Origin of the sequence: Aeromonas molluscorum, assembly GCF_051376105.1 — a bacterium.
Lineage (GTDB): Bacteria > Pseudomonadota > Gammaproteobacteria > Enterobacterales > Aeromonadaceae > Aeromonas > Aeromonas molluscorum.
Genome location: NZ_JBPQCY010000001.1, coordinates 1,688,449 through 1,713,684 on the forward strand (window position 1 = coordinate 1,688,449; position 25,236 = coordinate 1,713,684).

The window sequence follows — 25,236 nt, forward strand, 5'->3', positions numbered from 1 at the left end:
ATCCATTCGACAGTCTGATGGGGGGCTATCATAGCGCAGGGGTGAATAGGAAAGAAGCAGGGGGAGACAGGGAAATCCTGTCTCCCCCTGTTTTTATGGCAGGAAGTAACTGTGTGTCAGCCAGAGCCCATAAAGCAGGCTTGGCCAGGCGAGCCAGGGACAGAACAACACCCTGCCCGGCAGGCTGCGGGGATGGAACCCCAGCCCATGCATGACGCCACAACTGACTGCCCACATCAACCAGGGCGCAACCCAGTGGCCATGGGCACTGGTGTTGGCCGCAATCAGATTGGGGGCCTGTAGAATGGCGGCGGCCAACAGGGCCGCCGCAAGTAACATCAGACCCTGCCATGGCTGGCGCTCAAGGGGAGCGGCCAGCCTGGCCAGGCTGTCACTTATCTTCATCGATCGTGCGATCCAGGTTCTCGGTGTGCTCAAGCCAGAGCGCATTGATGATCCCAAACGCACAAGCCAGCAGCAGACCCAGGATCCAGGTGAAATACCACATATCAGGGCACCTTTTTAGTAGAGCGATTGTTGGTTGTCTTCGATGTGCTTGTTACTCACTCGACCAAACATCTTGATGTAGGTCCAGATGGTGTACGCCAGCACAGTCGGCACAAAAATGGCAGCAACCACTGTCATCACCTTAAGGGTGTTGAAGGAGGCGGTAGCATCCCACATGGTCAGACTCTGTGACGGCTCCAGGCTCGAAGGCATCACGAAGGGGAACATGGAGAAACCGGCAGTCAGTATGATGCCTGCAATGGCCAGGGATGAGCAGAGGAATGCCAACCAGCCTTTGTCCATTCTGGCCGCAATCGCGGTCAACAGGCTCATCACCAGACCCAGCACAGGGGCGGCAATCATCCAGCTATATAAGCTGTAGTTCTGCATCCAGGCACCGGCCTGTACTACCACTTCCTTGTGCAAGGGGTTGGTCACGGCATCGGTTGCAGCACTGCTGACAACCACGTAGCCATCCATGCCACTGACCCAGACACCGGCCAGGGCAAAGCTCACCAAGGTCAGCAGCGAGAAGAAGGTGGCGGCAGTGCGGGAACGAGCCAGCACTTCACCTTCAGTCTTCATCATCAACCAGGTTGCACCTTGGGTCACGATCATGAACAGACTGACCAGACCGGCCAGAATACCGAACGGGTTGAGCAGGCCGAAGAAGTTGCCGTGATAGGTCAGCATCAGGAACTGGTTGAAGCTGAACGGAACCCCTTGCAGCAGGTTGCCGAAGGCGACCCCGAAGATAACGGGCGGTACAGCACTACCAATGAAGAGTCCCCAATCCCAGTTGTTGCGCCATTTGGCGTCTTCACGCAGGGAGCGGTATTTAAATCCGACCGGACGCAAGAAGAGCGCCATCAGAGTCAAGATCATGGCAATGTAGAAGCCGGAGAAGGCTGCCGCATAGACCATGGGCCAGGCAGCAAACAGCGCGCCACCCGCGGTAACCAGCCAGACCTGGTTTCCTTCCCAGTGGGGCCCCATGGTGTTAAGCATCACGCGACGCTCGACATCCTTCTTGCCGACGAAGGGGAGCAGAGCGCCCACCCCCATATCAAAACCATCCGTGACAGCGAACCCGATCAGCAAGACACCGACCAGCACCCACCAGACCAGACGCAACATTTCATAATCAAACATGAGTCGATCCCCTTATGCCTTGAGCTGTTCGAAGTGGTACTTGCCAGTTCTGAGGCTGCTAGGACCCAGACGCGCATACTTGAACATCAGATACATCTCGATGACCAGCAGTACCGAGTAGAACAGACAGATGCCTATCAGGGAGAACCAGATCTCGGCGGCGGGCACATTGGAGGCTGACACGAAGGTCGGCAGCACTTCCGCTATAGTCCAGGGTTGACGGCCGTACTCAGCCACAAACCAACCGCACTCGATGGCAATCCAGGGCAGTGGTATGCCCCACAACAGGGCTTTGAGCAGCCACTTGCGCTGACCTATGCGGTGACGAGTACTGTCATAGAAGGCGATACCAATGAGCAACAGCATGGCGATGCCACAGGCAACCATGATGCGGAACGCGAAGAACAGAGGCGCCACCTGAGGAATGGAGTCATCCACGGCAGACTTTATCTGGGCATCGGTCGCATCAACCACGTCATTGGTGTAACGCTTGAGCAGCAGACCGTAGCCCAGATCCTGTTTCACTTCATCGAAACGGGCCCGGGTCTCTTCCGACTTGTCGCCAGATTGCAGCTTGGTCAACAGCTCGTAAGCGGTCATGCCGCTACGCACGCGCAGTTCGTGCTCGCTCTTCAGATCCTTGATGCCGGTCACCTGCTCGTCCAGGGAGCGGGTGGCGATGATGCCGAGGGCATAAGGGATTTTGATGGCGTAATCGGTGCGCATCTCCTCCTGATTCGGGATACCGAACAGGGTGAAGGAAGCCGGAGCCGGGTGGGTATCCCACTCCGCCTCGATGGCGGCCAGTTTCACCTTCTGCACTTCCCCGGTCTCGTAGCCGGATTCATCACCCAGGATCAACACCGACAGGATGGAGGCCATACCAAAGGCTGCCGCAATGGCGAAGGAGCGACGAGCGAAGGCCACATCCCGGCCCTTGAGCAGGTAGTAAGAAGAGATACCCAGCACGAACATGGCACCCGTGGTGTAGCCCGCCGCAACCGTATGGACGAACTTGACCTGAGCTACGGGGTTGAACACCAGATCCGCGAAGCTCACCATCTCCATGCGCATGGATTCAAAGTTGAACTCGGCGCCAACCGGGTTTTGCATCCAGCCGTTGGCGACCAGGATCCACAAGGCAGAGAGGTTGGTTCCCAACGCCATCAACCAGGTCGCAGCCAGGTGTTGACGCTTGGTCAGTCGATCCCAACCAAAGAAGAACATACCGACGAAGGTGGATTCGAGGAAGAAGGCCATCAACCCTTCGATGGCCAGTGGGGCCCCGAAGATATCGCCGACATAGTGGGAGTAGTAGGCCCAGTTAGTACCGAACTGGAACTCCATGGTCAGACCCGTTGTGACCCCCAAGGCGAAGTTGATCCCAAACAACTTGCCCCAGAACTTGGTCATGTCCCTGTAAACGGGGTTGTTGGTCATGACATAGACAGATTCCATGATCGCCAGAATGAAGGCCATTCCCAGCGTCAGGGGTACAAACAGGAAGTGATAAAGGGCCGTCGCAGCAAATTGGAACCGCGATAGGTCTACCACATGCTCAGCAATCATGATGTTTCCTCACCGATTATTGGCACGGCTATTTTAGGTGTATTTAAGAACAAAGCTTCCGTTGGTGTTCCCGAGTCCGCTGCGTACTGCATCACTTCACAACCGCATTGTTAGGTCACGACCAAATATTAACAACAAGGCAATAACTGAGAACAAAAAAAGCTAATGTTTAACAACTACAAAACAAGCGCCAGGTATTTATTCTCGCCCATGATGACGGCTGTTTTATATCATCTTTATTTGATTGAAATCAATGTAAAACCAGTGTCGATACATGTGTTTTAAAAGGATTTTTACGCCTAAAACCCATCCATTCCGAGAGGAATATCACAAATCCACAAAGATTTTAATTTATTGATTTAAATCAATTTTTATAAAAACAGCTCCACAGAGAAATCTATTAAATAAATCACGACATCGATATAGTCAGACTCATTTTTGTCAAAGATGAGCTCTTGATGCGAAATTACTGAAAAACCGATAAAAACGCATGTTCATGCTAGTTTAAATCGCCACTAAAATGATTAGAAAAACTAATCTATAAATGACAATTTTTCTTGTTTGCTCCCTAGTGACACTCCTCCTACAATGCGCCCCGCAGTGAGGGCAATCCCTTGGATACAGGCCGGTTAATCAGGGTTCCCAGTGCGTATTTGATGACCATTTCGAATCTGACAGAGGGGCACCAAGATGAAAAAGTTTGTGACTAAAGCGATCCGTTATTACAAGATTTCTTTCGTTCAGCTGTATCAACTGAACCGACTCTGAGTCTCGCGACGACTCACCGTTTTTGCTTTACCCGGCTTGTGTCCAGATGCACTCACTGTCTGTGAACATCCACCCAGAATTGTCTTTTATGCCCACCGCCTGTGCGTGTGGGCTTTTTTATGCCCGCCCATAAAAAAACCGTCCCAGAGGACGGTTTTTTGTCGAACCAGCCATTTTCAGCTTTCAGCGGGTCGCTGCAGACCGAAGTGGGCATAGGCTCTAACCGTCGCAATCCTGCCTCTAGGAGTACGTTGCAGATAACCCTGCTGGATCAGATAGGGTTCGAGCACGTCCTCAATAGTATCCTTCTCTTCGCCAATGGCGGCGGCCAGGTTGTCCAGCCCGACAGGGCCACCCATAAACTTGTCAATCACAGCCAACAATAGCTTGCGATCCATAAAGTCGAAACCTTCGTTATCCACGTCCAGCATGTCCATGGCTCGGGCCGCAATGGCTCCATCTATACGGCCATCGGATTTCACTTGAGCAAAATCGCGAACCCGGCGTAACAAACGGTTAGCAATACGAGGGGTGCCACGGGAACGGCGGGCCACTTCCAGGGCGCCATCATCGGTCATCTCAAGGCCCAGGCAGCGGGCGCTGCGCGCCACTATGTCGGTCAAGTCCTTGACGTTGTAAAACTCGAGGCGCTGCACTATACCGAAGCGATCCCGCAGCGGGCTGGTGAGAGAACCGGCCCGGGTGGTCGCGCCAATCAGGGTGAAGGGGGGCAAATCGAGCTTGATGGAGCGGGCTGCAGGCCCCTCTCCTATCATGATGTCTAGCTGATAATCCTCCATCGCCGGATAGAGCACCTCCTCCACCACAGGGCTGAGTCGGTGAATTTCGTCAATGAAGAGCACATCGTTAGGCTCGAGGTTGGTGAGCAGCGCCGCCAGATCCCCCGCTTTTTCCAACACGGGGCCCGAGGTGGTCTTGATGTTCACCCCCATCTCATTGGCCACTATATTGGCGAGGGTGGTCTTGCCGAGGCCAGGCGGGCCAAAGATAAGCAAATGATCCAACGCCTCGCCCCGTTGGCGGGCGGCTTCGATGAAGATCTCCATCTGGGCGCACACAGGGTCCTGGCCGGTATAGTCGGCCAGCTTCTTGGGGCGAATAGCCCTGTCGATGACCTCATCTTCACGAACGCCCGTGGCCGAGATGAGACGGTCTGCTTCGATCATCTCTTACCTCACACCAGGCTGCGCAAGGATTCACGGATGATGGCTTCCACCGACATCCCCTCCTTGGCAACCTTGCCGACAATCTGACTCGCCTGGGCGGGCTTGTAACCGAGCGCCACCAAGGCGCTTGCCGCCTCCTCGCTCGCATCCGGGGCGCGCAAACTGCTCTCCTGAGCGGGCAGGCTGATAGTCGCTGGCGAGAAAAGATCGTGACTGACCCAGCCCTTGAGCCTGTCTTTCATCTCCACCACCAATCGCTCGGCGGTCTTCTTGCCAACCCCTGGCAATTTGATCAATGTGCTTATCTCCTCCCGCTCGACACTGAGCACGAACTGGCTGGCTGTCATGCCGGAGAGAATTGCCAGTGCCAGCTTGGGGCCGACGCCATTGGTCTTGATCAGCTCGCGAAACAGGGCGCGCTCCTGCTTGTGGTTGAAGCCATACAATAGCTGGGCGTCTTCGCGTACCACGAAGTGAGTCTGAACGATCGCCTCCTTGCCAAGCTCGGGCAAGTCATAGAAGCAGCTCATGGGCATCTGTACCTCATAACCCACGCCCCCTACCTCGAGCAACACCTCGGGGGGATTCTTCTCAATTACAATGCCTCTCAAGCGACCGATCACGGCTTGTCTCCTCAACCAACACAGCTAGCAACAAAAGTAGCCCTAGCTTAAATAATTACTGGATAAGTATCCAGCACACTGATGCCCCCTGTCGGCCAGGCTCCAGCCATCAACCCCCGCTGGCGACATGACCCGTGCATTAATCATGTTATTGCGGACAGAAAATCGCATTAGGATGGTGACCCATGTTAAAATTCCGCCCTTGCTTTTATCCAGGGCCCGGCGGCCCGTCTCACGTTAAGGTTCATCGCGATGCGTACCAGCCATTATCTGCTTTCTACCCTCAAGGAAACTCCGTCCGACGCCGAGGTTGTCAGCCATCAGCTGATGCTGCGCGCCGGCATGATCCGCAAACTGGCCTCCGGCATGTACGCCTGGTTGCCCTCTGGTCTGCGTGTACTCAAGAAGATTGAGAACATAGTGCGCGAAGAGATGAACAACGCAGGGGCAGTCGAAGTGTCCATGCCGGTAGTGCAGCCAGCCGAACTCTGGCAGGAATCTGGCCGCTGGGACGACTACGGCCCCGAACTGTGCCGCCTGACCGACCGTCACAACCGTGCCTTCGTGCTGGGTCCGACCCACGAAGAGGTGATCACCGCCCTGGTCCGTTACGAGGTGAACAGCTACAAGCAGCTGCCCCTCAACCTTTATCAGATCCAGACCAAGTTCCGCGATGAAGTGCGTCCCCGTTTCGGTGTGATGCGCGGCCGCGAATTCCTGATGAAGGATGCCTACTCCTTCCACATCGACAAAGCCTCGCTGATCGAAACCTACGAGCGGATGCACGCAGCCTACTGCGCCGCCTTTAGCCGCATGGGTCTGAACTTCCGCCCTGTGCAGGCCGATACCGGCTCCATCGGTGGCACCGGCTCCCACGAATTCCAGGTGCTGGCCGAGAGCGGCGAAGACTTGATCGCCTTCTCCGACAGCTCCGACTACGCCGCCAACATCGAGATGGCCGAAGCCCTGGCCCCGGCCGGTGAGCGCGCTGCCGCGACCCAGGCCCTGACCAAGGTAGCGACCCCGGCCGTGCACAGCATCGAGGAGGTTGCCGCCTTCCTGAGCCTGGCACCGAGCGCCATCGCCAAGACCCTGCTGGTACTGGCCGATGCGGACGAGCACGGCAAACAGGCCGTGATTGCGCTGATAGTGCGTGGCGACCATGAGCTCAACGAGCTCAAGGCAGAGAAGCTGGCCGGTGTGGCCAACCCGCTCACCTTCGCCAGCGAAGAGCAGATCCTGGCCGCCGCAGGCTGTGAAGCAGGCTCCATCGGCCCGGTCGGCTTTGCCGGCCGCATCATCGTCGATCGCAGCGCCGCCCAGCTGAGCGATTTTGTTTGTGGCGCCAACGAGACCGGCTTCCACCTGACCGGTGCCAACTGGGATCGTGACATCGCCACTTACGAGGTTGCCGATCTGCGCAACGTCGTCGAAGGCGACCCCAGCCCCTGCGGCCAGGGCAAGCTGCTGCTCAAGCGTGGCATCGAAGTGGGCCACATCTTCCAGCTGGGCACCAAATACTCCGAAGCCATGAAGGCGAACGTGCTCAACGAAGGAGGTAAGTCCGTCACCATGGAGATGGGTTGCTACGGCATCGGGGTCTCCCGCCTGGTGGCCGCGGCCATCGAGCAGAACAACGATCAGTACGGCATCATCTGGCCGGATGCGATAGCGCCGTTCGAAGCAGTCATCATTCCGATGAACATGCACAAGTCGGTGCGGGTTGCCGAACTGGCCGAACGCTTCTATGCCGAGCTGAAAGCCGCCGGGGTCGACACCCTGTTCGATGACCGTAAAGAGCGCCCGGGCGTGATGTTTGCCGACATGGAGCTGCTGGGTGTGCCCCACGCCATCGTCATCGGCGATCGTGGCCTGGACAGCGGCGTGGTGGAGTACAAGTGCCGCCGTACCGGTGAGAAGCAGGAAGTGGCCATCACCGACATCGTCGCCATGATCAAGGCCAAGCTGGGCCGTTGATCCCCCGTCAACGCCCATAAAAAAGCGCGCCCATCGGCGCGCTTTTTGTTGTCTGGTGATCCAGCGTCTCCAGGCAACAGTGTTTAATTGCGACCAATAAAGAGGTCGGTCACATGGCAACTGCTGCGCGCCTCCAGGGCATCGAGCATGTATTCGGCAGCGTCTTCCGGGGTCATGAAATCACTCGAGTCCACATGATCCGAGTTGTCCCAGAATTCACTGCGAATGCCGCTTGGATAGAGGTTGACCAGGCGCAACGGGCCGCCCTTGGTTTCGGCGCGCAAAGATTCGAGAAAGCCGCGCATGCCCCATTTGGAGGCGCAATAGAGGCTCTCGTTGGCCTTGCCAACCTGAGCAGCCGAAGAGAGCACGTTGGCCAGTACTCCCCCCCGCTCCCCGATGAGCCGTACCGTCTGCTGGGCCACCAAAATGGTGGAGACAAGATTATTCTCCACCACCCGACGCACCTGTTCGGCGGTATAGACGCCGACCGGGCCAAATTCACCGACCCCGGCGCAATGGATCACCAGATCCGGCAGACCGCCCCACTCCACCGCAGCGGCGAAGGCCATCTCCACCTCTTCATGGTGGGAGAGATCCGCCGCGATGCCGATCACGGCCTGACCGAGTCCGGCCTCCAGATCCTGCAATTTCTGGTAACGGCGTCCCATCATGGCCACCCGGTGACCGCGGGCCACCAGTCCATTCGTCAAGGCGCGGCCCAGACCAGACCCCGCCCCCGTCACAATGATGTTGCCCATGAGGAACCCTCGTTACGGTGAAATTAGAAGCTGAATTCGGCGCCAGCGAACCAGCCATCTATGCGCTGATCGACCTTGTCAAAGTCGACATCGACTTGACGCCAGCCGGCGCGCAGCTTGAGCGGCAGGGAGGAGAACTTGTAAGCACCACCCAGACGGTAGTCATAGTTGTCTGCATCCTGAACCCGGGCATCGCCAAAGGCAGAGAAGCCGGTACCCGGCAGACGTACTTCGGCACCGGTGTAGGCCATCAGCACGTCCTTGTCATAGGAGTAGTGCTGGGTGTTGAAATCACCCTCGTAACGACGACCGGTCAGACCCAGATCGATCTGGAAGAGATCGTTGTTGAACAAGCGGTAGTAAAGGCTCAGATCATAGGCCTGCATATCGTTGTCGAAGGCTCCACCGCTGGAGCTCAGATCGGACATTTCAAACTTGGCGTTGGGCAGCAGTATGATGCCATGTTCCAGTTGCAGGTAACCGCTCCAGTTGTTCTTGTCATCAAAGCTGCCGTTGGCACCGATGTCGTTGACGTGACCGCTACCTTCGGCATTCCAAATATCGCTGCCGGCGGCAAAGCGCCAGTCGTCGGCGGCCATGGCGGAGGTGCTCATCAGGGCAAGCAGGGAAGAGGCCAACAGTGTCTTTTTCATTATTAAACTCCAGAGAATGCGGGATTAGACCCGCATTTTACCTCGCTTATCCCCAATACCTAGCAAGATTATCCGCACAGCGACCAAACCTGACCCAGATTAGTGCTGCATACCCGCCGAAGGCGCGACCGGTTTCACCGGTAGCATCAGGCTCAGGGTCTGGCCATTGTCCAGACTCAGGGTCAGCGGGAAGGGGGTATCCTGACTGGGCTGATCCTTGAGCTCGAACAGCATGATGTGAAAGCTGCCCGGCTTGAGTGCCACCTCGCCCCTGGCCGGGATATCTATGCTCTCGACCTGGCGCATACGCATCACGCCATTCTCATGGAGGTGAGTATGCAGCTCGGCACGCGCCACCTCGGGCGAGCTGGCGCCGGTCAGTTTGACCGGCGTATCCCCATCATTTTTCAGCACCACGAACGCCGCCGTGTTGGGGGAACCAGGGGGCAGCAGACGCACATAGCCGTCACTGGCCGTGACGTTCGCCAGCACCGGGGCCGCCAATACCAAGGAGACTGCGGCATAAAACATGCGTTTTAACATGGTTGAAATCCTTTTATGAACTTGTTAAGAAAGGAAAAGTTTACTGCCAAGCGCCAAGCTTGAACAGATCACCAGCCAAGGATTGCGACATGAACAACCCCGTCATCAGTCAGCGCCTGCAAGGGGTACTGACCCTTACCCTGAATCGCCCCGCCAAACGAAACGCCCTCAATGGCGCCATGTATCAGGCATTGACCCATCAGTTGCGCGAGGCCGCGCTGGATACGGAAGTGCGGGTGGTTCTACTGCAGGGCCAGCACGATTGCTTCACCGCTGGCAACGATCTTGCCGACTTCATCGGCAAGGAGAGCCTCGACGAGGACGATCCCATCTTGCAGTTCCTGCACACCCTTGCCGATTTCCCAAAGCCGGTGATTGCCGCCGTCGCCGGAGCGGCGGTCGGCATTGGCACCACCCTGCTGCTGCACTGCGATCTCGTCTATCTGGCAGATAACGCCAGGCTGCAACTGCCCTTCGTCGAGCTGGGTCTGGTGCCGGAGTTTGCCTCCAGCCTTTTGCTGCCAAGGGCCGTGGGTCATCTCAAGGCCTGCGAGCTGCTCTTGCTGGCAGACCCCATCTCGGCCCAGGAAGCGCTGAGCCTCGGCCTGGCCAACCAGGTGCTGGCCCCTGACGATCTATTGGCCCATGCCAAGCACCAGGCCGAGCGACTCGCCGCCAAGCCCCCCTTGGCCCTGCAGCGCAGCAAGGCTCTGCTCAAGCAGGAGCTCAAGCAGGCGGTTCATTTCGTGATAGACACAGAGGCGCGCGCCTTCTCCCTGGCGCTGCAGGGGGAAGAGGCGCAAGCGCGCATCGCCCGCAAGCTGGCCCCCAGGGGATAAACGGGCCGCCGCGATGCCGGCCAGCTTGGTTCAGACCCATCAGTTGAGGCGAAACCGGCCAATCAGCTCGCAGCCTTGCATGATGTCCTGACTCTGGATCAGCCTGGCTATCTTGGGATTGGGATGACGGCGCAGAAAACCGAGCAGGGCGGCACGACAGCAACCCAGCTCGCTGATGAGGGACTGGCCCCCCTTGTGGGGGCACTGGGGCACCAGAGCCGTCACCAATTCGGCGGCAAGCTTGAGATAACGCAACTCATAGTTGGGCTCCCCCATAGCACGCCAGAAGTCGGCGAGACGATGGCAGGTAGCAACCCGCATGGTGGCCAGCCCTTCAAGGTCGATGGTGACGGGCCTGCTCTGCTCGTCGACGGGTTCAGAGATGACGCCGAGGGCCTGCTGATAGAGGCAGACCGCTGAGCCGAGCGCCCCCTGATCCAAGGAGTGCTCGGCTTCTATCATGTAACGCTGCCAGTGCGCCTCTGTGTTGTCCGGCCTGGTGAATGCCTGTGCCATGAGAGACCTCCTTACTTGAATGAGGCCTATCATGATGCCTAAACGAGAATGAATATCAAGCTGGCAGATTGTGCAGGATCTCTTCTCCTGTCGCCCCCATCACACTCTGTCGTCGGCGTCGCCCCCTCTCAAGCCGGGACAGGTTAAGATGATGCCAACCTAAGGAAGGGCATGATGAACAATGGAAGTCGGGGCCTGCTGATCGGCCTCTGGGTCACCTTGATGGTGATGATCGCCTTCACGGCACGCCAATGGGGGCTGGAGACGCTGCGCCAGCAGGCACAGCTCGACAATGAGCGGCTGGCGGGACAGCTGCTGGGCGAGCTCGACAAGTACCGCCGCTTGCCGGCCCTGATCGCCACGCGCAGCGAGTTGAAACAGACCTTGTTGCAGCAGTTTCCCCCCTATCGACTCCACGCTCTGCTGGAGCAATACAACGAGATCCTCGGGACGGACGCCATCTATCTGATGACGGAGCAAGGAGAGGTGATCTCCGCCAGTAATTGGCGGCAAAAGGACAGTTTTGTCGGTGACAACTACCATTTCCGTCCCTATTTTCGCCAGGCGATGCAAGGTAAACCCGGCAGTTACTTCGCCTTGGGTCAGCGCTCAGGACGGCGCGGCTACTACTTCTCCTTTCCGGTACAAGATGGTGATCGCCGGCTCGGGGTCGTCGTGGTCAAGGTGGCGCTCTCTCTGATCGATGAGCGCTGGGCCCGCAGCGATCTCGACTACCTGCTCACCGACGAATACGGTGTCGTCTTCTTCGCCTCTCAGCCCGACTGGCTCTATCGCCCCCTGGTCCAGCTCGATCAGGCCACCCGCAACATCCTGGCCGAAGAGCGTAAATACGGAGACAGACTGGGCGCCCCCTTGAGCGACCTTGCCTCCCTCGGCCTGCTGCGCAGTCAGAACGAGTGGCACTGGGGCCAGGGCTATCTCTTTACCGGCACCGCCATGCCGACGGCTGGCTGGCACCTCTATACCCTGGAGCCACTCCATGACTTGCGGCCCATCATTGCCAAGGCCCTGGCCAGTTTCGCCCTGATCTCCCTGTTACTGCTGATGATCTGGCTCTACTGGCGCCAGGTGCTGCTCGGTCGCGCCCGGCTGGCCCGGCTCAACAACTTGCTGGAACACAAGGTCAACCAGCGTACCCGGGCCCTCTCCACCAGTAACCAAGATCTGGTCGCCACCCTGGACAAGTTCCGCCAGACCCAGCGAGAACTGGTCGATACCCAGGAACAGCTGGTACAGACTGCCAAGCTGGCCCTGCTCGGCGAGATGTCTGCCGGTATCAACCATGAGCTCAATCAACCTCTGGCCGCCATGCGGGCCTACGGTGAGAATGCATTGCAACTGCTCGACAAGGGCCGCCTCGACAGTTGCCGCGACAATCTTTTGCAAATCAATGACCTCAACCACCACATGAGCGAGTTGGTGGCCCGCTTCAAGGTGTTCGCCCGCAAGGGGGAGCAGACGCTGCAGGCGGTGGCGCTGCAACCCGTGATTCATGCCAGCCTCTCCCTCCTGCACGGCCAGATGATCAAGCAGGGACTGCTGGTCGAAACCCGCCTGCCAGCAGACCTCCTCTATGTGCGCGCCGATGCGGTCCAGCTTGAGCAGGTGCTGGTCAACCTGCTGCACAACGCCCTGCAGGCCTGTACCAATTGCGGGCCCCCCCGGGTCTGGCTCGAGGTGGAAAACCAGGCGGAGCAAGTGACCATTGCCATCATCGACAATGGCCCAGGCCTGGCCGTCGAGGCCAGGCAGCTGTTTGCCCCTTTCTACACCACCAAATCCCAGGGGCTGGGACTGGGGTTGACCATATCGCTGCGCATCATTAACGCCTTTGGCGGCAACCTGGATGCCACCAATGATCCCAGGGGCGGAGCCCGCTTCACCATCACGCTGCCCGCGGTTGACCCCAGCCGGAGAAGTCCCCTGTGAAGCAACTCCGCTCCCACAATGATGTCGGGATCCCCCGTTGCCATCTTACCCGCACAACCCTGCTCACCACGCCCTCGAGGAGGCCGACATGAACCAAGTCATGCTGATCGACGATGAACATCACCTGCGGCTCTCCCTCGGCCAGACCCTGGAGCTGGCCCAGTGGCAGGTCACCACCTTCGCCAGCGCCACCGAGGCCCTGCCCCATATCCGGGCGCAGTGGCCCGGCATCATCATCAGCGACATCAACATGCCCGGCATGAACGGCATCGCCCTGCTCGAAGAGATCATGCGCCGTGACCCCGAGCTGCCGGTGATACTGCTCACCGGCCATGGGGATATCTCGACGGCGGTGCAGGCCATTCGCCTGGGTGCCTACGACTTCATCGAGAAGCCGTTCGGCACCGAACAGTTGCTGGAAGTCGTGCGCCGCGCCAGTGACAAGCGGCGCCTGGTGCTGGAAAATCGCGAACTGCGCAGCGAACTGGAAGCCCAGAGCGGACCGGGCCCCAGACTGCTCGGCGCCCACCCGGCCATCAAGCGGCTGCGCCAGATCCTCACCCACATCAAGGATGCCCCCGCCGACGTGCTCATCATGGGCGAGACGGGGTGCGGCAAGGAGCTGGTCGCCCGCTTCCTGCACGACCATTCGGTGCGCGCCGCCGAGCCCTTCGTCGCCATCAACTGCGGCGCCGTGCCCGAGACCATGATAGAGAGCGAGCTGTTTGGCTTCGAGGCTGGCGCCTTTACGGGTGCCCAGAAGCGACGGGTCGGCAAGATAGTCTGGGCCGACAAGGGCACCCTCTTCCTCGACGAAATTGAGAGCATGCCGATGGCGTTGCAGATCAAGCTGCTGCGGGTGCTGGAAGACAGAAAGGTAGAACCGCTCGGCACCAACCAGCTGATCACCCTGGACATACGGGTACTGGCTGCCAGCAAGATGGATCTGAAGAAGCTGGTCGAGCAGGGCACTTTTCGCGCCGACCTCTATTACCGACTCAACGTAGTGAGGGTGGATATCCCCCCATTGCGCGAACGCAAGGAGGATGTGCCCCTCCTGTTCGAGAACTTCCTGCGGGTGGCCGCTACCCGCTACCAGCTGGCGCCGCCGCGCCTGGGTGCAGAGCAACGCGCCTGGCTGTTGGCCCACGACTGGCCGGGCAACGTGCGCGAGCTGCGCAACCTGGCCGAGCGCTGCGTGCTGATGGGAGAAGAGGGGGCCTTTGCCGATCTCAGCCTGGGTTGCGAGGCCCTGACCCTGGCCGAACAGGTCGACCGGTTCGAGCGCATCCTGCTGACCGACACCCTTAGCCAGCATCGCGGGCGCCTGAAAGAGGTTCAGGAGGTGCTCGGCCTGCCGCGCAAGACCCTGTACGACAAGATGCGCAAATATGGCCTCGACAAGCAGGATTACAAGCTCGGAGACGACACAGGCGAGGCGTCTTGAACCTCAGAATGTGCAAAGAGCGAGCACTTGCCTGGCCTCTCTCGCCGCGCCCCTGCTTTCGCCGAGAGAAGACAGGAGAGAGGGGATAGTCGAGGCATAGCGGCCCCTTCTCCCCCCACATTTCACCATTCGGGCTGTCGCATCGCCCTCCTCATGGGCGGATCCCCACCCGCGCCATCCCGCCTATGGGGGGATTCCCACCCCCTTTTCGCCCCTCCTCTCACCCGGCCATGACCAGCCACGGCCCGCGGTTAATGGAATGTTGCTAAATTGATCCTTCTGGCACGCAAGTTGCCATGATTAATGGGAATGACCTGAACCCACACACAAGGATGACCACAATGACCTTCAGAACCCGCGCCCTGACCGCAGCCCTCACCCTGGCGCTTGGCATCTCCTCGGCCATCGCCGCCCCCATAGAACTCAAGTTCTCCCACGTAGTGGCAGACAACACCCCCAAAGGCCAGATGGCAAACCACTTCAAGAAGTTGGTGGATGAGCGCCTCAAGGGACAGGTAGAGGTCAAGGTCTATCCCAGTTCCCAGTTGTTCGGGGATGGCAAGGAGCTCGAAGCCATGCTGCTCGGTGACGTGCAGATGATCGCCCCCTCCCTCTCCAAGTTCCAGAAATACACGGATCAGCTGCAGATCTTCGACCTGCCCTTCCTGTTCAACGACATGGCCGCCGTCGACCGATTCCAGCAGGGCAAGGAGGGCCAGGCCATGCTGGGCTCCCTCGAAAAATATGGCCTGGTGGGTCTGGGCTACCTGCACAACGGCATGAAGCAGATCTCCGCCAGCAACCCCCTCAAGACCCCGGCGGATGCCAAGGGCAAGAAGTTCCGCATCCAGACCTCGGACGTGCTGGCCGCCCAGTTTGAAGCCATCCATGCCGTGCCGGTGAAAAAGCCCTTCGCCGAGGTGTTCACCCTGCTGCAAACCAAGGCCATCGATGGCCAGGAGAACACCTGGTCCAACATTTACTCCCAGAAGTTCTTCGAGGTGCAGCCCTATATCACCGAGACCAACCACGGGGTGCTGGATTACCTGATAGTCACCAACGCCGAGTTCTGGAACGGCCTGCCAGACAATGTGCGTAGCGAGCTCAAAAAAGCGCTGGATGAATCCGTCACCTTCGGCAACAAGATTGCCGCCGAGAAAGACAGTGAAGACAAGGCGGCCATCTTCGCCTCCGGCAAGAGCCAGCTGATCACCCTGACCGATGCCGAACGCAACCAGTGGGTGGAGGCCATGAAGCCGGTCTGGAAGCAGTTTGAAGGGGCCATCGGCAAGGAACTCATCGACGCCGCCGTCGCCGCCAATCAGTAGTCAGGAACCAGAAGGCCCCTGCCACCAAAGGCGGGGGCTCTCTCAGGAATTATCCTATGAAAAAACTCATTTATCAGCTGGAGGAGACCATCATAGGTCTGCTCCTGGTCAGCACAACACTGCTGGTCTTCATCGAAGTGGTGCTGCGCTTCTTCTTCGACACCGGCCTGCTCTGGGCACAGGAGCTGACCCTCAACCTCTGTGCATGGATGGTGCTGTTTGGCGCCTCATGGGGAGTGCGAGTCGGGGCTCATATCGGGGTGGATGCCTTCATCAAGGTGCTCCCCAGCCATTGGCAACGCCGCCTCACCCTGTTGGCCGTTGGCCTCTGCCTGCTCTACTGCGGTTTCTACTTCTACGGCGCCTGGGTCTACCTGACCAAACTCAAGATGATCGGCATCGAGATGGAGGATCTGCCCATTCTGCGCTGGCAGGCCATGAGCATTCTGCCCATCGGTCTGGCGCTGCTGTTTTTCCGCTTCTTCGGGGTCGGTGTCATGGTATGGCGCGGCCAGATGCAGGGCTTCGCCCTGGCCGATGAGGCGCGCGAGAGCATGCACCTCATCGACAATGACCCGAATCAGAAGGTATAAGCACAATGGCAACCCTGACCCTGTTTACCCTGCTGATCCTCACCATGTTGCTCGGCATGCCCATCGCGGTGGCCCTCGGCCTCTCCAGCGTCACTACCATACTGCTCTTTTCCAACGACTCCCTCGCCTCCCTGGCGCTCAAGTTGTTCGAGGCGACCTCGGAGCACTACACCCTGCTGGCCATTCCCTTCTTCGTGCTGTCGTCAGCCTTCTTGTCGACCGGTGGCGTGGCCAAGCGGATCATCAACTTCGCCATGGACTCCGTCGGCCATATCCGTGGTGGCCTCGCCATGGCCTCCGTCATGGCCTGCATGCTGTTCGCCGCCGTGTGCGGCTCGAGCCCTGCGACCGTGGCCGCCATCGGCAGCATCGTCATCGCGGGCATGGTCCGCTCCGGTTACCCCCAGGCCTTTGCCGCCGGAGTGATCGCCAACGCTGGCACCTTGGGGATACTGATCCCTCCCTCCATCGTCATGCTGGTCTATGCCGCGGCGACCGAAGTATCGGCATCGCGCATGTTTATGGCGGGCTTCCTGCCCGGGCTCATGATGGGGGGGCTCATCATGGTGGTCATCTATGTAGTGGCCCGCATCAAAGGCTTGCCGAGCCAGCCCTTCCCGGGGCTCATCACCCTGCTTGGCAGCGGTGGCAAGGCCCTCGGCGGTCTCTTCCTCATCATACTGGTGCTGGGCTCCATCTACGGAGGCATCGCCAGCCCGACCGAGGCCGCCGCTGTGGCGGCAGTCTACGCCTTCTTCATTGCCGTCTATGGCTATCGCGACATAGGTCCGCTCAAGGGGGTGGCCTGGCGCAACGAGGGGGAATCCCTGGTCGCCGCCAGCCTGCGCAACCTGGTGCTGCTGCCGATCTCCCTGCTCAAGTCCCCCTTCAACGGGGAAGTGGGTCATGTGGTGCGCGATGCCGCCAAGGTGAGCATCATGCTGCTGTTCATCATCAGCAACGCCATGCTGTTCGCCCACGTGCTCACCTCCGAGCGGATCCCCCATGCCATCGCCGAGACCATCATCGCCTGGGGTCTGCCTGCCTGGGGCTTCCTCATCGTGGTCAACATCTTGCTGCTGCTGGCGGGTAACTTTATGGAGCCCTCGGCCATCGTGCTGATCATGGCGCCCATCCTGTTCCCCATCGCCATGCAGCTGGGCATAGACCCCATCCATCTGGGGATCATCATGGTGATCAACATGGAGATAGGGATGCTGACGCCCCCTGTGGGGCTCAACCTGTTCGTGACCGCGGGGATCACGGGGCAGAGCATGGGGTGGGTGATCCGCGCCTGCCTGCCCTGGGTCGGTTTCCTGCTGCTGTTCCTCATGCTGATCACCTATGTGCCGCAGATCACCCTGTTCCTGCCCGAATATCTGGATGGCCCCAGTCTGCCGGCGCCCTGACAGGCACCCATGCCACCAATGCCAAGCGCCACCCCAGGGGTGGCGCTTTTTTTCAAGGCAAAACCGCCCGAGGGCGACCAGTCAGGGCAGTTCAGCTGCGCGGTGGATTGGTGCTGCACTGCTTGCCAGGATAGCCGGGCAACGCATCGGCGCCGCGACTGCAGGCAAGCCGCTTGGCCTGCTGCAGACTGGCGGCCAAGTTGGTTTGCGTGACGGGCTGCCATTGCATCTGCTGACCCAGCCAGCTCGCCCAGGCAAACTCGACGAAGTAGACCCGCTTGTTCTTCTGGAAGTAACCGGCGTCCTGCAGCAGCCCCGCCAGGGTACGATAAGGATAGTCAGGCAGAGTACCTATACGGGTCGGCAACTGCTGGGGAGTGATGGGCTGGCCCTGCTCATTCTTGAGCCAGGCCCAATGATTGTTCTGCATCTGACTCCAGAATGAGCCCTTGTCTTGCAGCCGGGCTATCACCTTGACCCGGGCTTCCTTGATGCCCGATTGCCAGAGTGCCGTGGTGAGGTGATGACGGTCCACCAGCCAATAGCCGCCATCCGGGGCTATGACGATGGGGATCTCCTTCTTCTTCATCAACTTGTCGAGCTGCTTGGCAGACTTGCCCACCAGTTCGCGCGCTGTCTCGTCCACCTGCAACTGGCCTACGCCCGCTTGGGTCGGGTGCAGCTTGGCTATGCTCACCTGACACCAGCTTCCCACCGGGCTGCTCGACTGACAGGTATCCAGTGCCCAGGCGCCCTGACTCAGCAACCCCAGTAACAACCACCCTAGTCTCATCCTCTTCCCTCACCCGATCCTGTTCACACCCGATAAAAAGGGTCCATAAGCGCCTTGCCGACCGCTGGCGGTCTGACCAGCATTGGGGATATCATGTTTCCCCAGCAACAGGCGAGCATTTATCGCCGACTTTTCTCCCCGCTTCACATTTAAGGATCCGACCATGACAGGATGGCGCCCCTTGCTGTTACTGCTGGCCATGGGCTCGGCCCAGGCCGCCGATATCCCATCCGATACCAAACTCGCCGCCGATCAGAGTCTGGTGCGCCATCTCAAGGATGAACCCAGCAGCCTGAGCCCCCTCAAACTGGTCGGCCTGCCCGAATTGCAGGTCGTGCGGGATCTGTTCGAAGGATTGCTGACCCAGGGGGCTGACGGCAGCGTCCAGCCCGGGGTAGCCCAGCACTGGCGCAGCGATGACAACCAGCACTTCCTGTTCGAGCTGCGCAAGGACGCCGCCTGGTCAAACGGAGATCCGGTCACCGCCAGCGATTTTGTCTACAGCTGGCGCCGGCTGGTCGATCCCAAGGAGGCCGCGACCTTCGCCTGGTTTGCCCAGCTCGCCCATTTCGACAACGTGGACAAGATAGTGGCCGGTGAACTGAACCCGGACCGGCTCGGGGTCGAGGCCGTCGATGATCACACACTCAAGGTGACCCTCTCGCAACCTGTGCCCTATTTCCTCAATCTGCTGACCCACCCCAGCCTCTCCCCCCTGCATGAGGCCAGCATAGTGAGCGAAGGCAGCGCCTGGACCCAGCCCGGCAAGCTGGTCGGCAATGGCGCCTTCGTGCTGGCTGAGCGCGTGGTCAACGAGCGGCTCGAGCTGCGGCCCAATCCCCACTACTGGGACAACGCCCACACTGTGCTGACCAAGGTGACTTTCTTGCCAATCAATCAGGAGAGCGCGGCGACCCAACGCTACCTGGCCGGGGACATCGACATCACAGAGTCGTTCCCCAAGGAGCGCTACGCCAAGCTTATCAAGGAGATCCCGGCCGAGGTTTACACACCGGAGCAGCTCGGCACCTACTACTACGCCTTCAATACCCGCCAGGCTCCCCTCGATGATGTGCGAGTGCGCAAGGCGCTCTCCTATGCCATCGACAGGCAGCTCATCGCCAGCAAGGTACTGGGCACAGGGGAGAAGCCGGCCTATCACTTCACCCCGGATGTGACTGCCCACTTCAGCCCCAAGCCAAATCCGCTCTCGACCCTGAGCCAGGACGAGCTCGATGCCCAGGCCAAACGGCTATTGGCCGAAGCAGGCTATGGCCCGGCCCATCCCCTGGAGCTGACCCTGCTCTATAACACGGCCGAGGTGCACAAGAAGCTGGCACTGGCCGTTGCCAGCATGTGGAAGCAGAAACTCGGCGCCAAGGTGCAACTCACCAATCAAGAGTGGAAAAGCTATCTCGACAGCCGTCAAAGCGGCCAGTTCCAGGTGATCCGCTCCTCCTGGGTCGCCGACTACAACGACCCCTCCGCCTTCCTCGAGTTGTGGCGCAGCAGTAACAGCGGCAACATGGCCCGCTTCGCCAGCCCGGACTACGACGCCTTGCTGGATCAGGCATCACACAGCAGGGATCAGGCCAGCCGCAGCAAGCTATTCGACAAAGCCGAAACCCTGTTGCAGGAGCAGGCCCCCATAGCTCCCATCTACCAGTACACCAATGCCAGGCTGATCAAACCCTGGCTCAAGGGGTACCCCATCAACAACCCGGAAGATGTGGCCTACAGTCGCCAGCTCTATCTGCTTGCCCACTAAGCAGCCCGGCCCGGTGGCCGCCACTGCGCGGCCACCCCGTTGGACAGACATCAGCCAGCCTCTTGCTGTCTTTGTCCTGTACCCAGGCAAAATTACCTCATAAAATAGCCGTTAATCAGCAACTTAGTGATAACTTACTCAGCCAACATGCCACGTATTCTCCTGCTCTTATCCCTGCTCAGCCCCTTCGCTCAGGCTGTCACCCATGGCGCGCCTCAAAATAATAACGAGGACGAGTGTCGCCAGGCCTTCCAGCACTGGATGCTGGATCAACAGCAGGTGTTCAGCAATCGCAAGGCGAGCAAGCAAGATCGCCGCCAGGCGGAGCGTGCCATCGATCTGGTGCGCGCCGAATATGAGAAAGGCGAAAGCTTCTGCCAGAGCATGGACTTGGCCAAACAGAGCAATGGAACCGATCCCCGCTTCAAACCCAGACGCGGCGAAGTCCACGACTTCATACCCGATCAAGGCTGATCCCCTCTCGCTGTCGCCCCGTCCCCCATGCCGCATAGACTCAACCCCAGCTCCGCTGGGATAATTGGTGGTTGGCGGCAATAAAAAACCCCGCTCAAGGCGGGGTTTGTCTGCGTGCTGGCACTTAATCGAAGAAGTGATCCCGGTGCAAGCCAAATACCAGCGCGGCGCCTAGCAGGTAGAGGGCACTCAGCTTGATGCCGAGAATAGCCAGCATGCCGACACAGAGGCGGACCAGCGCCTTGTGCAGCCAGGATCCGGTAAAGCGTGGGCGACCCATGCTCACACCACCCCTTCGGCGCGATATTCCGGTACCTTGGCCATGGCATCCAGCACGACCTGGATACCGGCCCCCTGCTTGCAGGCATTCTCGCTCAGGTGGCGACGCCAGGCGCGGGCGCCCGGCATATTCTGGAACAGCCCCAACATATGGCGAGTCACATGGGAGAGATAGTTGCCCTTGGCCAGCTCCTGCTCTATGTAGGGCAACATCATATGCACCACCTGATGACGGGAAGGCACGGCTCCCGTCTGGCCAAACAACTGACTGTCAACGTCGGCCAGGATATAAGGATTCTGGTAAGCCTCACGACCCATCATGACCCCATCGAGCCGGGCCAGATGGTTCAGGCTATCTTCCAGCGTGGTGACGCCGCCGTTGAGGGCGATGGTCAGTTCGGGATAATCCCGTTTGACCCGATAGACCCGTTCGTAATCCAGTGGCGGGATCTCGCGGTTCTCGCGGGGGCTAAGACCGCTCAGCCAAGCCTTGCGGGCATGGACAATGAAGGTATCGCAACCGGCATCCCGCACCTGCTCGACGAAAGCCTGCAAAAACTCGTAAGAGTCCTGATCGTCGATGCCGATCCGGGTCTTCACCGTCACTGGAATGTCCACCACGTCGCGCATCGCCTTGACGCAATCGGCCACCAGGGCCGGTTCACCCATCAGGCAGGCCCCAAAGCGACCGTTCTGCACCCGATCCGAGGGGCAACCCACATTCAGGTTGATCTCGTCATAACCACGCTCCTGGGCCAGCTTGGCGCAATGAGCCAGATCCACCGGATTGCTGCCACCCAGTTGCAGGGAGAGTGGATGCTCCTGCTCGCTATAACCCAGATAATCACCCTTGCCGTGAATGATGGCCCCCGTGGTGACCATCTCGGTATAGAGCAGGGTCTGGCGGCTCATCAGGCGGTGAAAGTAACGGCAGTGCCGGTCGGTCCAGTCCAGCATGGGCGCAATGGAAAACCGTTGGGCTGTCAGCGCCTTGGCAGGCTCTGCCAGGCTAGCTGAACGAGGGTGTTGATCATTGTGCTGTTGCTGAGTCATGTACGGCATATCCAGTGATGTATCTATATCTGCAGCTCACCCAAAGGAGCGATTCAGGCGCCAGGCGTCGCGACAGACGGCGTATCCATGCAACGAACGAAGCCAGCAAAAGCTGGCTTGCACTCTTTTGGCGCACCCTTGGGTGCCTTGAAGAGGTGAGAGTATACAGGGGAAGGCCCGCTTTGGGCAGATGGAGAAGGGCATCGAAGAGGCGACCAGCCCAGATGCCCCTTCTCCCTGCCGTCGTCATGCTGGCAGGCCCAGTGTGGACAACATGGTCGGCGGTTGGAATTAATATGCAAACAAATCAAAGGGGGGCCTGCTGGATATATGAACTTACCTGCTGTTTGTATGAAGGATTATGCTGCTGAAAATTTTCTGTGAGCCACCTCCCGTCACCAATTCAGGGAGTCTCTACCCTTGAGTTTCACAATAACAAATAACCCAACCCTGTTTATTTCATAGCGCATAGCAAAGGAGTGTCATATGTATAAGAAGATAAAGCTGGCTGGGGTCATTAGTGCCATTCTACTCTCGGGTACTGTGTATTCTGCCAACATGACGGTGGGGTTTTCACAAATTGGATCCGAATCAGGCTGGCGCGCGGCAGAAACCTCCGTCGCCAAGAGTGAAGCAGAAAAACGTGGCATTACACTGAAAATTGCCGATGCCCAGCAAAAACAAGAGAACCAGATCAAGGCAATTCGCTCTTTTATTGCACAGGGTGTGGATGCCATTTTTATTGCCCCCGTCGTCCAGACCGGCTGGGACCCTGTTCTTCAGGAGGCGAAAGAGGCAGAGATCCCCGTCTTTTTGCTTGATAGAAATATCACGACCAAGGACAACTCCCTCTTCATGACGGGCGTGGCGGCAGACAGCGTGCATGAAGGGGCCGTAGCGGCCGAGTGGCTTATCAAGCAGCTCAATGGCCAGGCCTGCAATGTCGTTGAATTGCAAGGCACTGTCGGTGCCAGCGTGGCCCTGGACAGGAAGAAAGGTTTCCTCGATGCGGTAGCGGCGGTGCCGACCATCAAGATCATCCGCACCCAGTCCGGCGACTTTACCCGCAGCAAGGGTAAAGAGGTCATGGAGAGCTTCATCAAAGCCGAGAGCAATGGCAAGAATATCTGCGCCGTCTATGCCCATAATGACGACATGGCGATAGGCGCCATTCAGGCCATTAAAGAGGCCGGACTGAAACCGGGTAAAGATATCAAAATTGTTTCCATCGATGGCGTACCAGATATATTCAAGGCCATGATAGCTGGCGAAACCAATGCTTCGGTTGAATTGACCCCAAATATGGCTGGCCCCGCCTTTGATGCACTGCTCGCCTATAAAAAAGATGGCAGCGTGCCGCCAAAGAACATCAAGACCAAATCAATTCTGTTCCAACCTGACAGCGCACAGGCTCAGCTCGAGATGAAAAAGAGCATGGGTTATTAATACGACCAGCATGATGATGTGGTTATTTTTATAGGGCGCCATATAAGCATCGCACCTTATATGGCGTTTTATGTTGGAGCACATATTTCCATGCCAGAGAACAATGACACCGCAGTATTGAACGCCATCGGAATTTGCAAAGCCTTTCCGGGAGTCAGGGCACTGCACAAGGTCGATTTCTCCCTCAGACGAGGGGAGATAATGGCCCTGCTTGGCGAGAATGGGGCGGGCAAATCGACCCTGGTCAAGGCCCTCACCGGCGTCTATCCACTCGATGCCGGACGCATCCTGCTCGATGGCCACCAGATAATCCCCACGGACACGGCCCACGCCCAGCGCCTGGGGATTGGCACCGTCTACCAGGAGGTCAATCTGCTGCCCAACATGTCGGTGACCGACAATCTGTTCATCGGTCACGAACCCCGGCGGTTCGGCCTCATCGACCGTGCCACCATGGCCAGGCAAGCCAGCGCCATCATGGCCAGCTACGGCTTCGAGATGGATGTCTCACTGCCGCTGGGGCACTACTCGGTTGCCATGCAGCAGATTGTCGCCATCGCGCGAGCCATCTCCCAATCGGTCAAGATCCTGATCCTCGATGAGCCGACGGCAAGCCTGGATACCAGTGAGGTGCAGATGCTGTTTGCCATCATGCGCGACCTCAGGGAGAGAGGGGTCAGCCTGATTTTCATTACCCATTTTCTCGATCAGGTGTATGAGGTCAGCGACCGCATCACAGTGCTGCGCAATGGCGAATTGGTCGGGACACATCCGACCGCCGCGCTGCCACAACTGGAACTGGTCAAGATGATGCTGGGCCACGAGCTGGCAGACAACGCTCTCCAGCGTGCCGGCAAGACTCTGCGTAGCAACAAGCCTATGGTTTCATTCAAAAATTATGGCAAGAAGGGGGTGGTGGCTCCCTTCGACCTGGCAGTGATGCCGGGGGAGATAGTCGGCTTGGCCGGTCTGCTCGGATCCGGTCGCACCGAAACCGCAGAGCTGCTCTTTGGCATTCAGGCAACAGACAGTGGCGAGTGCAGGGTGCGGGATAAGGTCGTCTCGATCCGCTCCGCTCGCAGCGCTTCCGCCCATGGGTTTGGCTTTTGCCCGGAGGATCGCAAAAACGCCGGCATCATCGCCTCGGCCTCGGTGCGAGAAAACATAGTGCTGGCCCTGCAAGCCCAGCGCGGCTGGCTGCGCCCCCTCTCTCGCAAGGAGCAGGACGATATCACGGCACGCTTCATAGAGCAGCTGGCGATCAAGACCCCGGGGCCGGAGCAGCCCATTCAGTATCTGTCCGGGGGCAATCAGCAGAAGGTGCTGCTGGCCCGCTGGCTGCTGACCAAGCCGCAATTTCTGATCCTGGACGAGCCCACCCGGGGCATAGATGTGGGGGCCCATGCCGAGATAATCCGCCTGATTGAGTCACTCTGCGCCAATGGCCTGGCCCTGCTGGTCATCTCGTCCGAGCTGGAGGAGTTGGTGGGGTATGCCGATAGGGTGATCGTATTACGAGACAGAAAGCAGGTGGCAGAACTGGCGACGGATCAACTCTCCGTGCCCGCCATCATGACCGCCATCGCCATGTGAGGCTCGAT

The 25,236-nt window shown here is 58.8% G+C and carries 24 protein-coding genes; 11 read left to right on the plus strand and 13 right to left on the minus strand.

What is annotated here, in order from left to right; translation table 11 throughout:
• Positions 1 to 93: 93 nt before the first annotated feature.
• The 6 genes from ACSMDR_RS08230 to ruvA all read right to left on the minus strand — a co-directional run bounded on the left by ACSMDR_RS08230 (position 94) and on the right by ruvA (position 5,806).
• The gene (locus ACSMDR_RS08230) at positions 94 to 405 is read right to left on the minus strand and encodes a cyd operon YbgE family protein (protein WP_436467886.1); all 312 of its coding nucleotides are present in this window, start codon (positions 403 to 405) and stop codon (positions 94 to 96) included.
• On the minus strand, positions 392 to 508 hold the full coding sequence (gene cydX, locus ACSMDR_RS08235) for a cytochrome bd-I oxidase subunit CydX (protein ID WP_259237956.1): 117 nt from the start codon (positions 506 to 508) through the stop codon (positions 392 to 394). The genes ACSMDR_RS08230 and cydX overlap by 14 nt, the downstream gene beginning before the upstream one ends.
• 14 nt (positions 509 to 522) lie before the next feature.
• Positions 523 to 1,659 carry a cytochrome d ubiquinol oxidase subunit II gene (cydB, locus tag ACSMDR_RS08240; protein ID WP_436467887.1) on the minus strand — a complete coding sequence of 379 codons (1,137 nt, stop codon included), beginning with the start codon at positions 1,657 to 1,659 and terminating at the stop codon, positions 523 to 525.
• A 12-nt stretch (positions 1,660 to 1,671) separates the two neighbouring features.
• Positions 1,672 to 3,228, minus strand: a complete 1,557-nt coding sequence (locus tag ACSMDR_RS08245; protein WP_005908058.1) for a cytochrome ubiquinol oxidase subunit I — start codon at positions 3,226 to 3,228, stop codon at positions 1,672 to 1,674.
• Between the two features lie 944 nt (positions 3,229 to 4,172).
• Positions 4,173 to 5,183, minus strand: a complete 1,011-nt coding sequence (ruvB, locus tag ACSMDR_RS08250; protein WP_005908057.1) for a Holliday junction branch migration DNA helicase RuvB — start codon at positions 5,181 to 5,183, stop codon at positions 4,173 to 4,175.
• A gap of 8 nt (positions 5,184 to 5,191) precedes the next feature.
• A complete protein-coding gene (ruvA, locus tag ACSMDR_RS08255; RefSeq protein WP_436467888.1) occupies positions 5,192 to 5,806 on the minus strand; it encodes a Holliday junction branch migration protein RuvA in 615 nt (204 codons plus the stop codon).
• A 252-nt stretch (positions 5,807 to 6,058) separates the two neighbouring features.
• Between ruvA and ACSMDR_RS08260 the strand changes: the two genes are divergently transcribed.
• The gene (locus ACSMDR_RS08260; RefSeq protein WP_436467889.1) at positions 6,059 to 7,783 is read left to right on the plus strand and encodes a proline--tRNA ligase; all 1,725 of its coding nucleotides are present in this window, start codon (positions 6,059 to 6,061) and stop codon (positions 7,781 to 7,783) included.
• 83 nt (positions 7,784 to 7,866) lie between these two features.
• Here the strand turns inward: ACSMDR_RS08260 and ACSMDR_RS08265 are convergent, their stop codons facing one another.
• The 3 genes from ACSMDR_RS08265 to ACSMDR_RS08275 form a co-directional block, all read right to left on the minus strand.
• On the minus strand, positions 7,867 to 8,544 hold the full coding sequence (locus ACSMDR_RS08265) for an SDR family oxidoreductase (RefSeq protein WP_436467890.1): 678 nt from the start codon (positions 8,542 to 8,544) through the stop codon (positions 7,867 to 7,869).
• Between the two features lie 23 nt (positions 8,545 to 8,567).
• Entirely contained in the window at positions 8,568 to 9,197 is a 630-nt protein-coding gene (locus ACSMDR_RS08270; RefSeq protein WP_005893630.1) for a TIGR04219 family outer membrane beta-barrel protein, read from the minus strand.
• 99 nt (positions 9,198 to 9,296) lie between these two features.
• Complete coding sequence (locus tag ACSMDR_RS08275; protein WP_005893633.1) at positions 9,297 to 9,740, minus strand: copper chaperone PCu(A)C; 444 nt, start codon at positions 9,738 to 9,740, stop codon at positions 9,297 to 9,299.
• Positions 9,741 to 9,829: 89 nt separating this feature from the next.
• Between ACSMDR_RS08275 and ACSMDR_RS08280 the strand changes: the two genes are divergently transcribed.
• Complete coding sequence (locus tag ACSMDR_RS08280; RefSeq protein WP_436467891.1) at positions 9,830 to 10,579, plus strand: enoyl-CoA hydratase-related protein; 750 nt, start codon at positions 9,830 to 9,832, stop codon at positions 10,577 to 10,579.
• A 39-nt stretch (positions 10,580 to 10,618) separates the two neighbouring features.
• On the opposite strand, the gene ACSMDR_RS08285 is transcribed toward ACSMDR_RS08280, so the two are convergent.
• Entirely contained in the window at positions 10,619 to 11,095 is a 477-nt protein-coding gene (locus ACSMDR_RS08285) for a DUF2753 family protein (protein ID WP_436467892.1), read from the minus strand.
• A 171-nt stretch (positions 11,096 to 11,266) separates the two neighbouring features.
• Between ACSMDR_RS08285 and ACSMDR_RS08290 the strand changes: the two genes are divergently transcribed.
• From ACSMDR_RS08290 to ACSMDR_RS08310, 5 genes are all read left to right on the plus strand, one after another.
• Positions 11,267 to 13,045 (plus strand): sensor histidine kinase, encoded by a 1,779-nt coding sequence (locus tag ACSMDR_RS08290; protein WP_436467893.1) that lies wholly within the window; start codon positions 11,267 to 11,269, stop codon positions 13,043 to 13,045.
• An 88-nt stretch (positions 13,046 to 13,133) separates the two neighbouring features.
• A complete protein-coding gene (locus tag ACSMDR_RS08295; protein WP_005893639.1) occupies positions 13,134 to 14,492 on the plus strand; it encodes a sigma-54-dependent transcriptional regulator in 1,359 nt (452 codons plus the stop codon).
• A 341-nt stretch (positions 14,493 to 14,833) separates the two neighbouring features.
• On the plus strand, positions 14,834 to 15,820 hold the full coding sequence (locus tag ACSMDR_RS08300) for a TRAP transporter substrate-binding protein (RefSeq protein ID WP_436467894.1): 987 nt from the start codon (positions 14,834 to 14,836) through the stop codon (positions 15,818 to 15,820).
• A gap of 56 nt (positions 15,821 to 15,876) precedes the next feature.
• Positions 15,877 to 16,413 (plus strand): TRAP transporter small permease, encoded by a 537-nt coding sequence (locus tag ACSMDR_RS08305; protein WP_005893642.1) that lies wholly within the window; start codon positions 15,877 to 15,879, stop codon positions 16,411 to 16,413.
• Positions 16,414 to 16,418: 5 nt separating this feature from the next.
• Positions 16,419 to 17,822 carry a TRAP transporter large permease gene (locus tag ACSMDR_RS08310; RefSeq protein WP_436467895.1) on the plus strand — a complete coding sequence of 468 codons (1,404 nt, stop codon included), beginning with the start codon at positions 16,419 to 16,421 and terminating at the stop codon, positions 17,820 to 17,822.
• A gap of 91 nt (positions 17,823 to 17,913) precedes the next feature.
• Here the strand turns inward: ACSMDR_RS08310 and ACSMDR_RS08315 are convergent, their stop codons facing one another.
• The gene (locus ACSMDR_RS08315; protein ID WP_436467896.1) at positions 17,914 to 18,615 is read right to left on the minus strand and encodes a ParB-like protein; all 702 of its coding nucleotides are present in this window, start codon (positions 18,613 to 18,615) and stop codon (positions 17,914 to 17,916) included.
• 163 nt (positions 18,616 to 18,778) lie between these two features.
• On the opposite strand from ACSMDR_RS08315, the gene ACSMDR_RS08320 reads away from it, so the two are divergent.
• Both ACSMDR_RS08320 and ACSMDR_RS08325 read left to right on the plus strand, forming a co-directional pair.
• Positions 18,779 to 20,383 carry a peptide ABC transporter substrate-binding protein gene (locus ACSMDR_RS08320; RefSeq protein WP_436467897.1) on the plus strand — a complete coding sequence of 535 codons (1,605 nt, stop codon included), beginning with the start codon at positions 18,779 to 18,781 and terminating at the stop codon, positions 20,381 to 20,383.
• A 147-nt stretch (positions 20,384 to 20,530) separates the two neighbouring features.
• A complete protein-coding gene (locus tag ACSMDR_RS08325) occupies positions 20,531 to 20,857 on the plus strand; it encodes a hypothetical protein (RefSeq protein ID WP_436467898.1) in 327 nt (108 codons plus the stop codon).
• 124 nt (positions 20,858 to 20,981) lie between these two features.
• Here ACSMDR_RS08325 and ACSMDR_RS08330 read toward each other — a convergent pair whose 3' ends face one another.
• Together ACSMDR_RS08330 and dusA are read right to left on the minus strand one after the other, a co-directional pair.
• Positions 20,982 to 21,137 carry a hypothetical protein gene (locus ACSMDR_RS08330; protein ID WP_005893651.1) on the minus strand — a complete coding sequence of 52 codons (156 nt, stop codon included), beginning with the start codon at positions 21,135 to 21,137 and terminating at the stop codon, positions 20,982 to 20,984.
• 2 nt (positions 21,138 to 21,139) lie between these two features.
• Entirely contained in the window at positions 21,140 to 22,123 is a 984-nt protein-coding gene (gene dusA, locus ACSMDR_RS08335; RefSeq protein ID WP_436468228.1) for a tRNA dihydrouridine(20/20a) synthase DusA, read from the minus strand.
• 552 nt (positions 22,124 to 22,675) lie between these two features.
• Between dusA and ytfQ the strand changes: the two genes are divergently transcribed.
• Positions 22,676 to 23,635, plus strand: a complete 960-nt coding sequence (gene ytfQ / locus ACSMDR_RS08340; protein ID WP_436467899.1) for a galactofuranose ABC transporter, galactofuranose-binding protein YtfQ — start codon at positions 22,676 to 22,678, stop codon at positions 23,633 to 23,635.
• 90 nt (positions 23,636 to 23,725) lie between these two features.
• A complete protein-coding gene (locus ACSMDR_RS08345) occupies positions 23,726 to 25,228 on the plus strand; it encodes a sugar ABC transporter ATP-binding protein (RefSeq protein WP_005893655.1) in 1,503 nt (500 codons plus the stop codon).
• Positions 25,229 to 25,236: the final 8 nt, after the last annotated feature.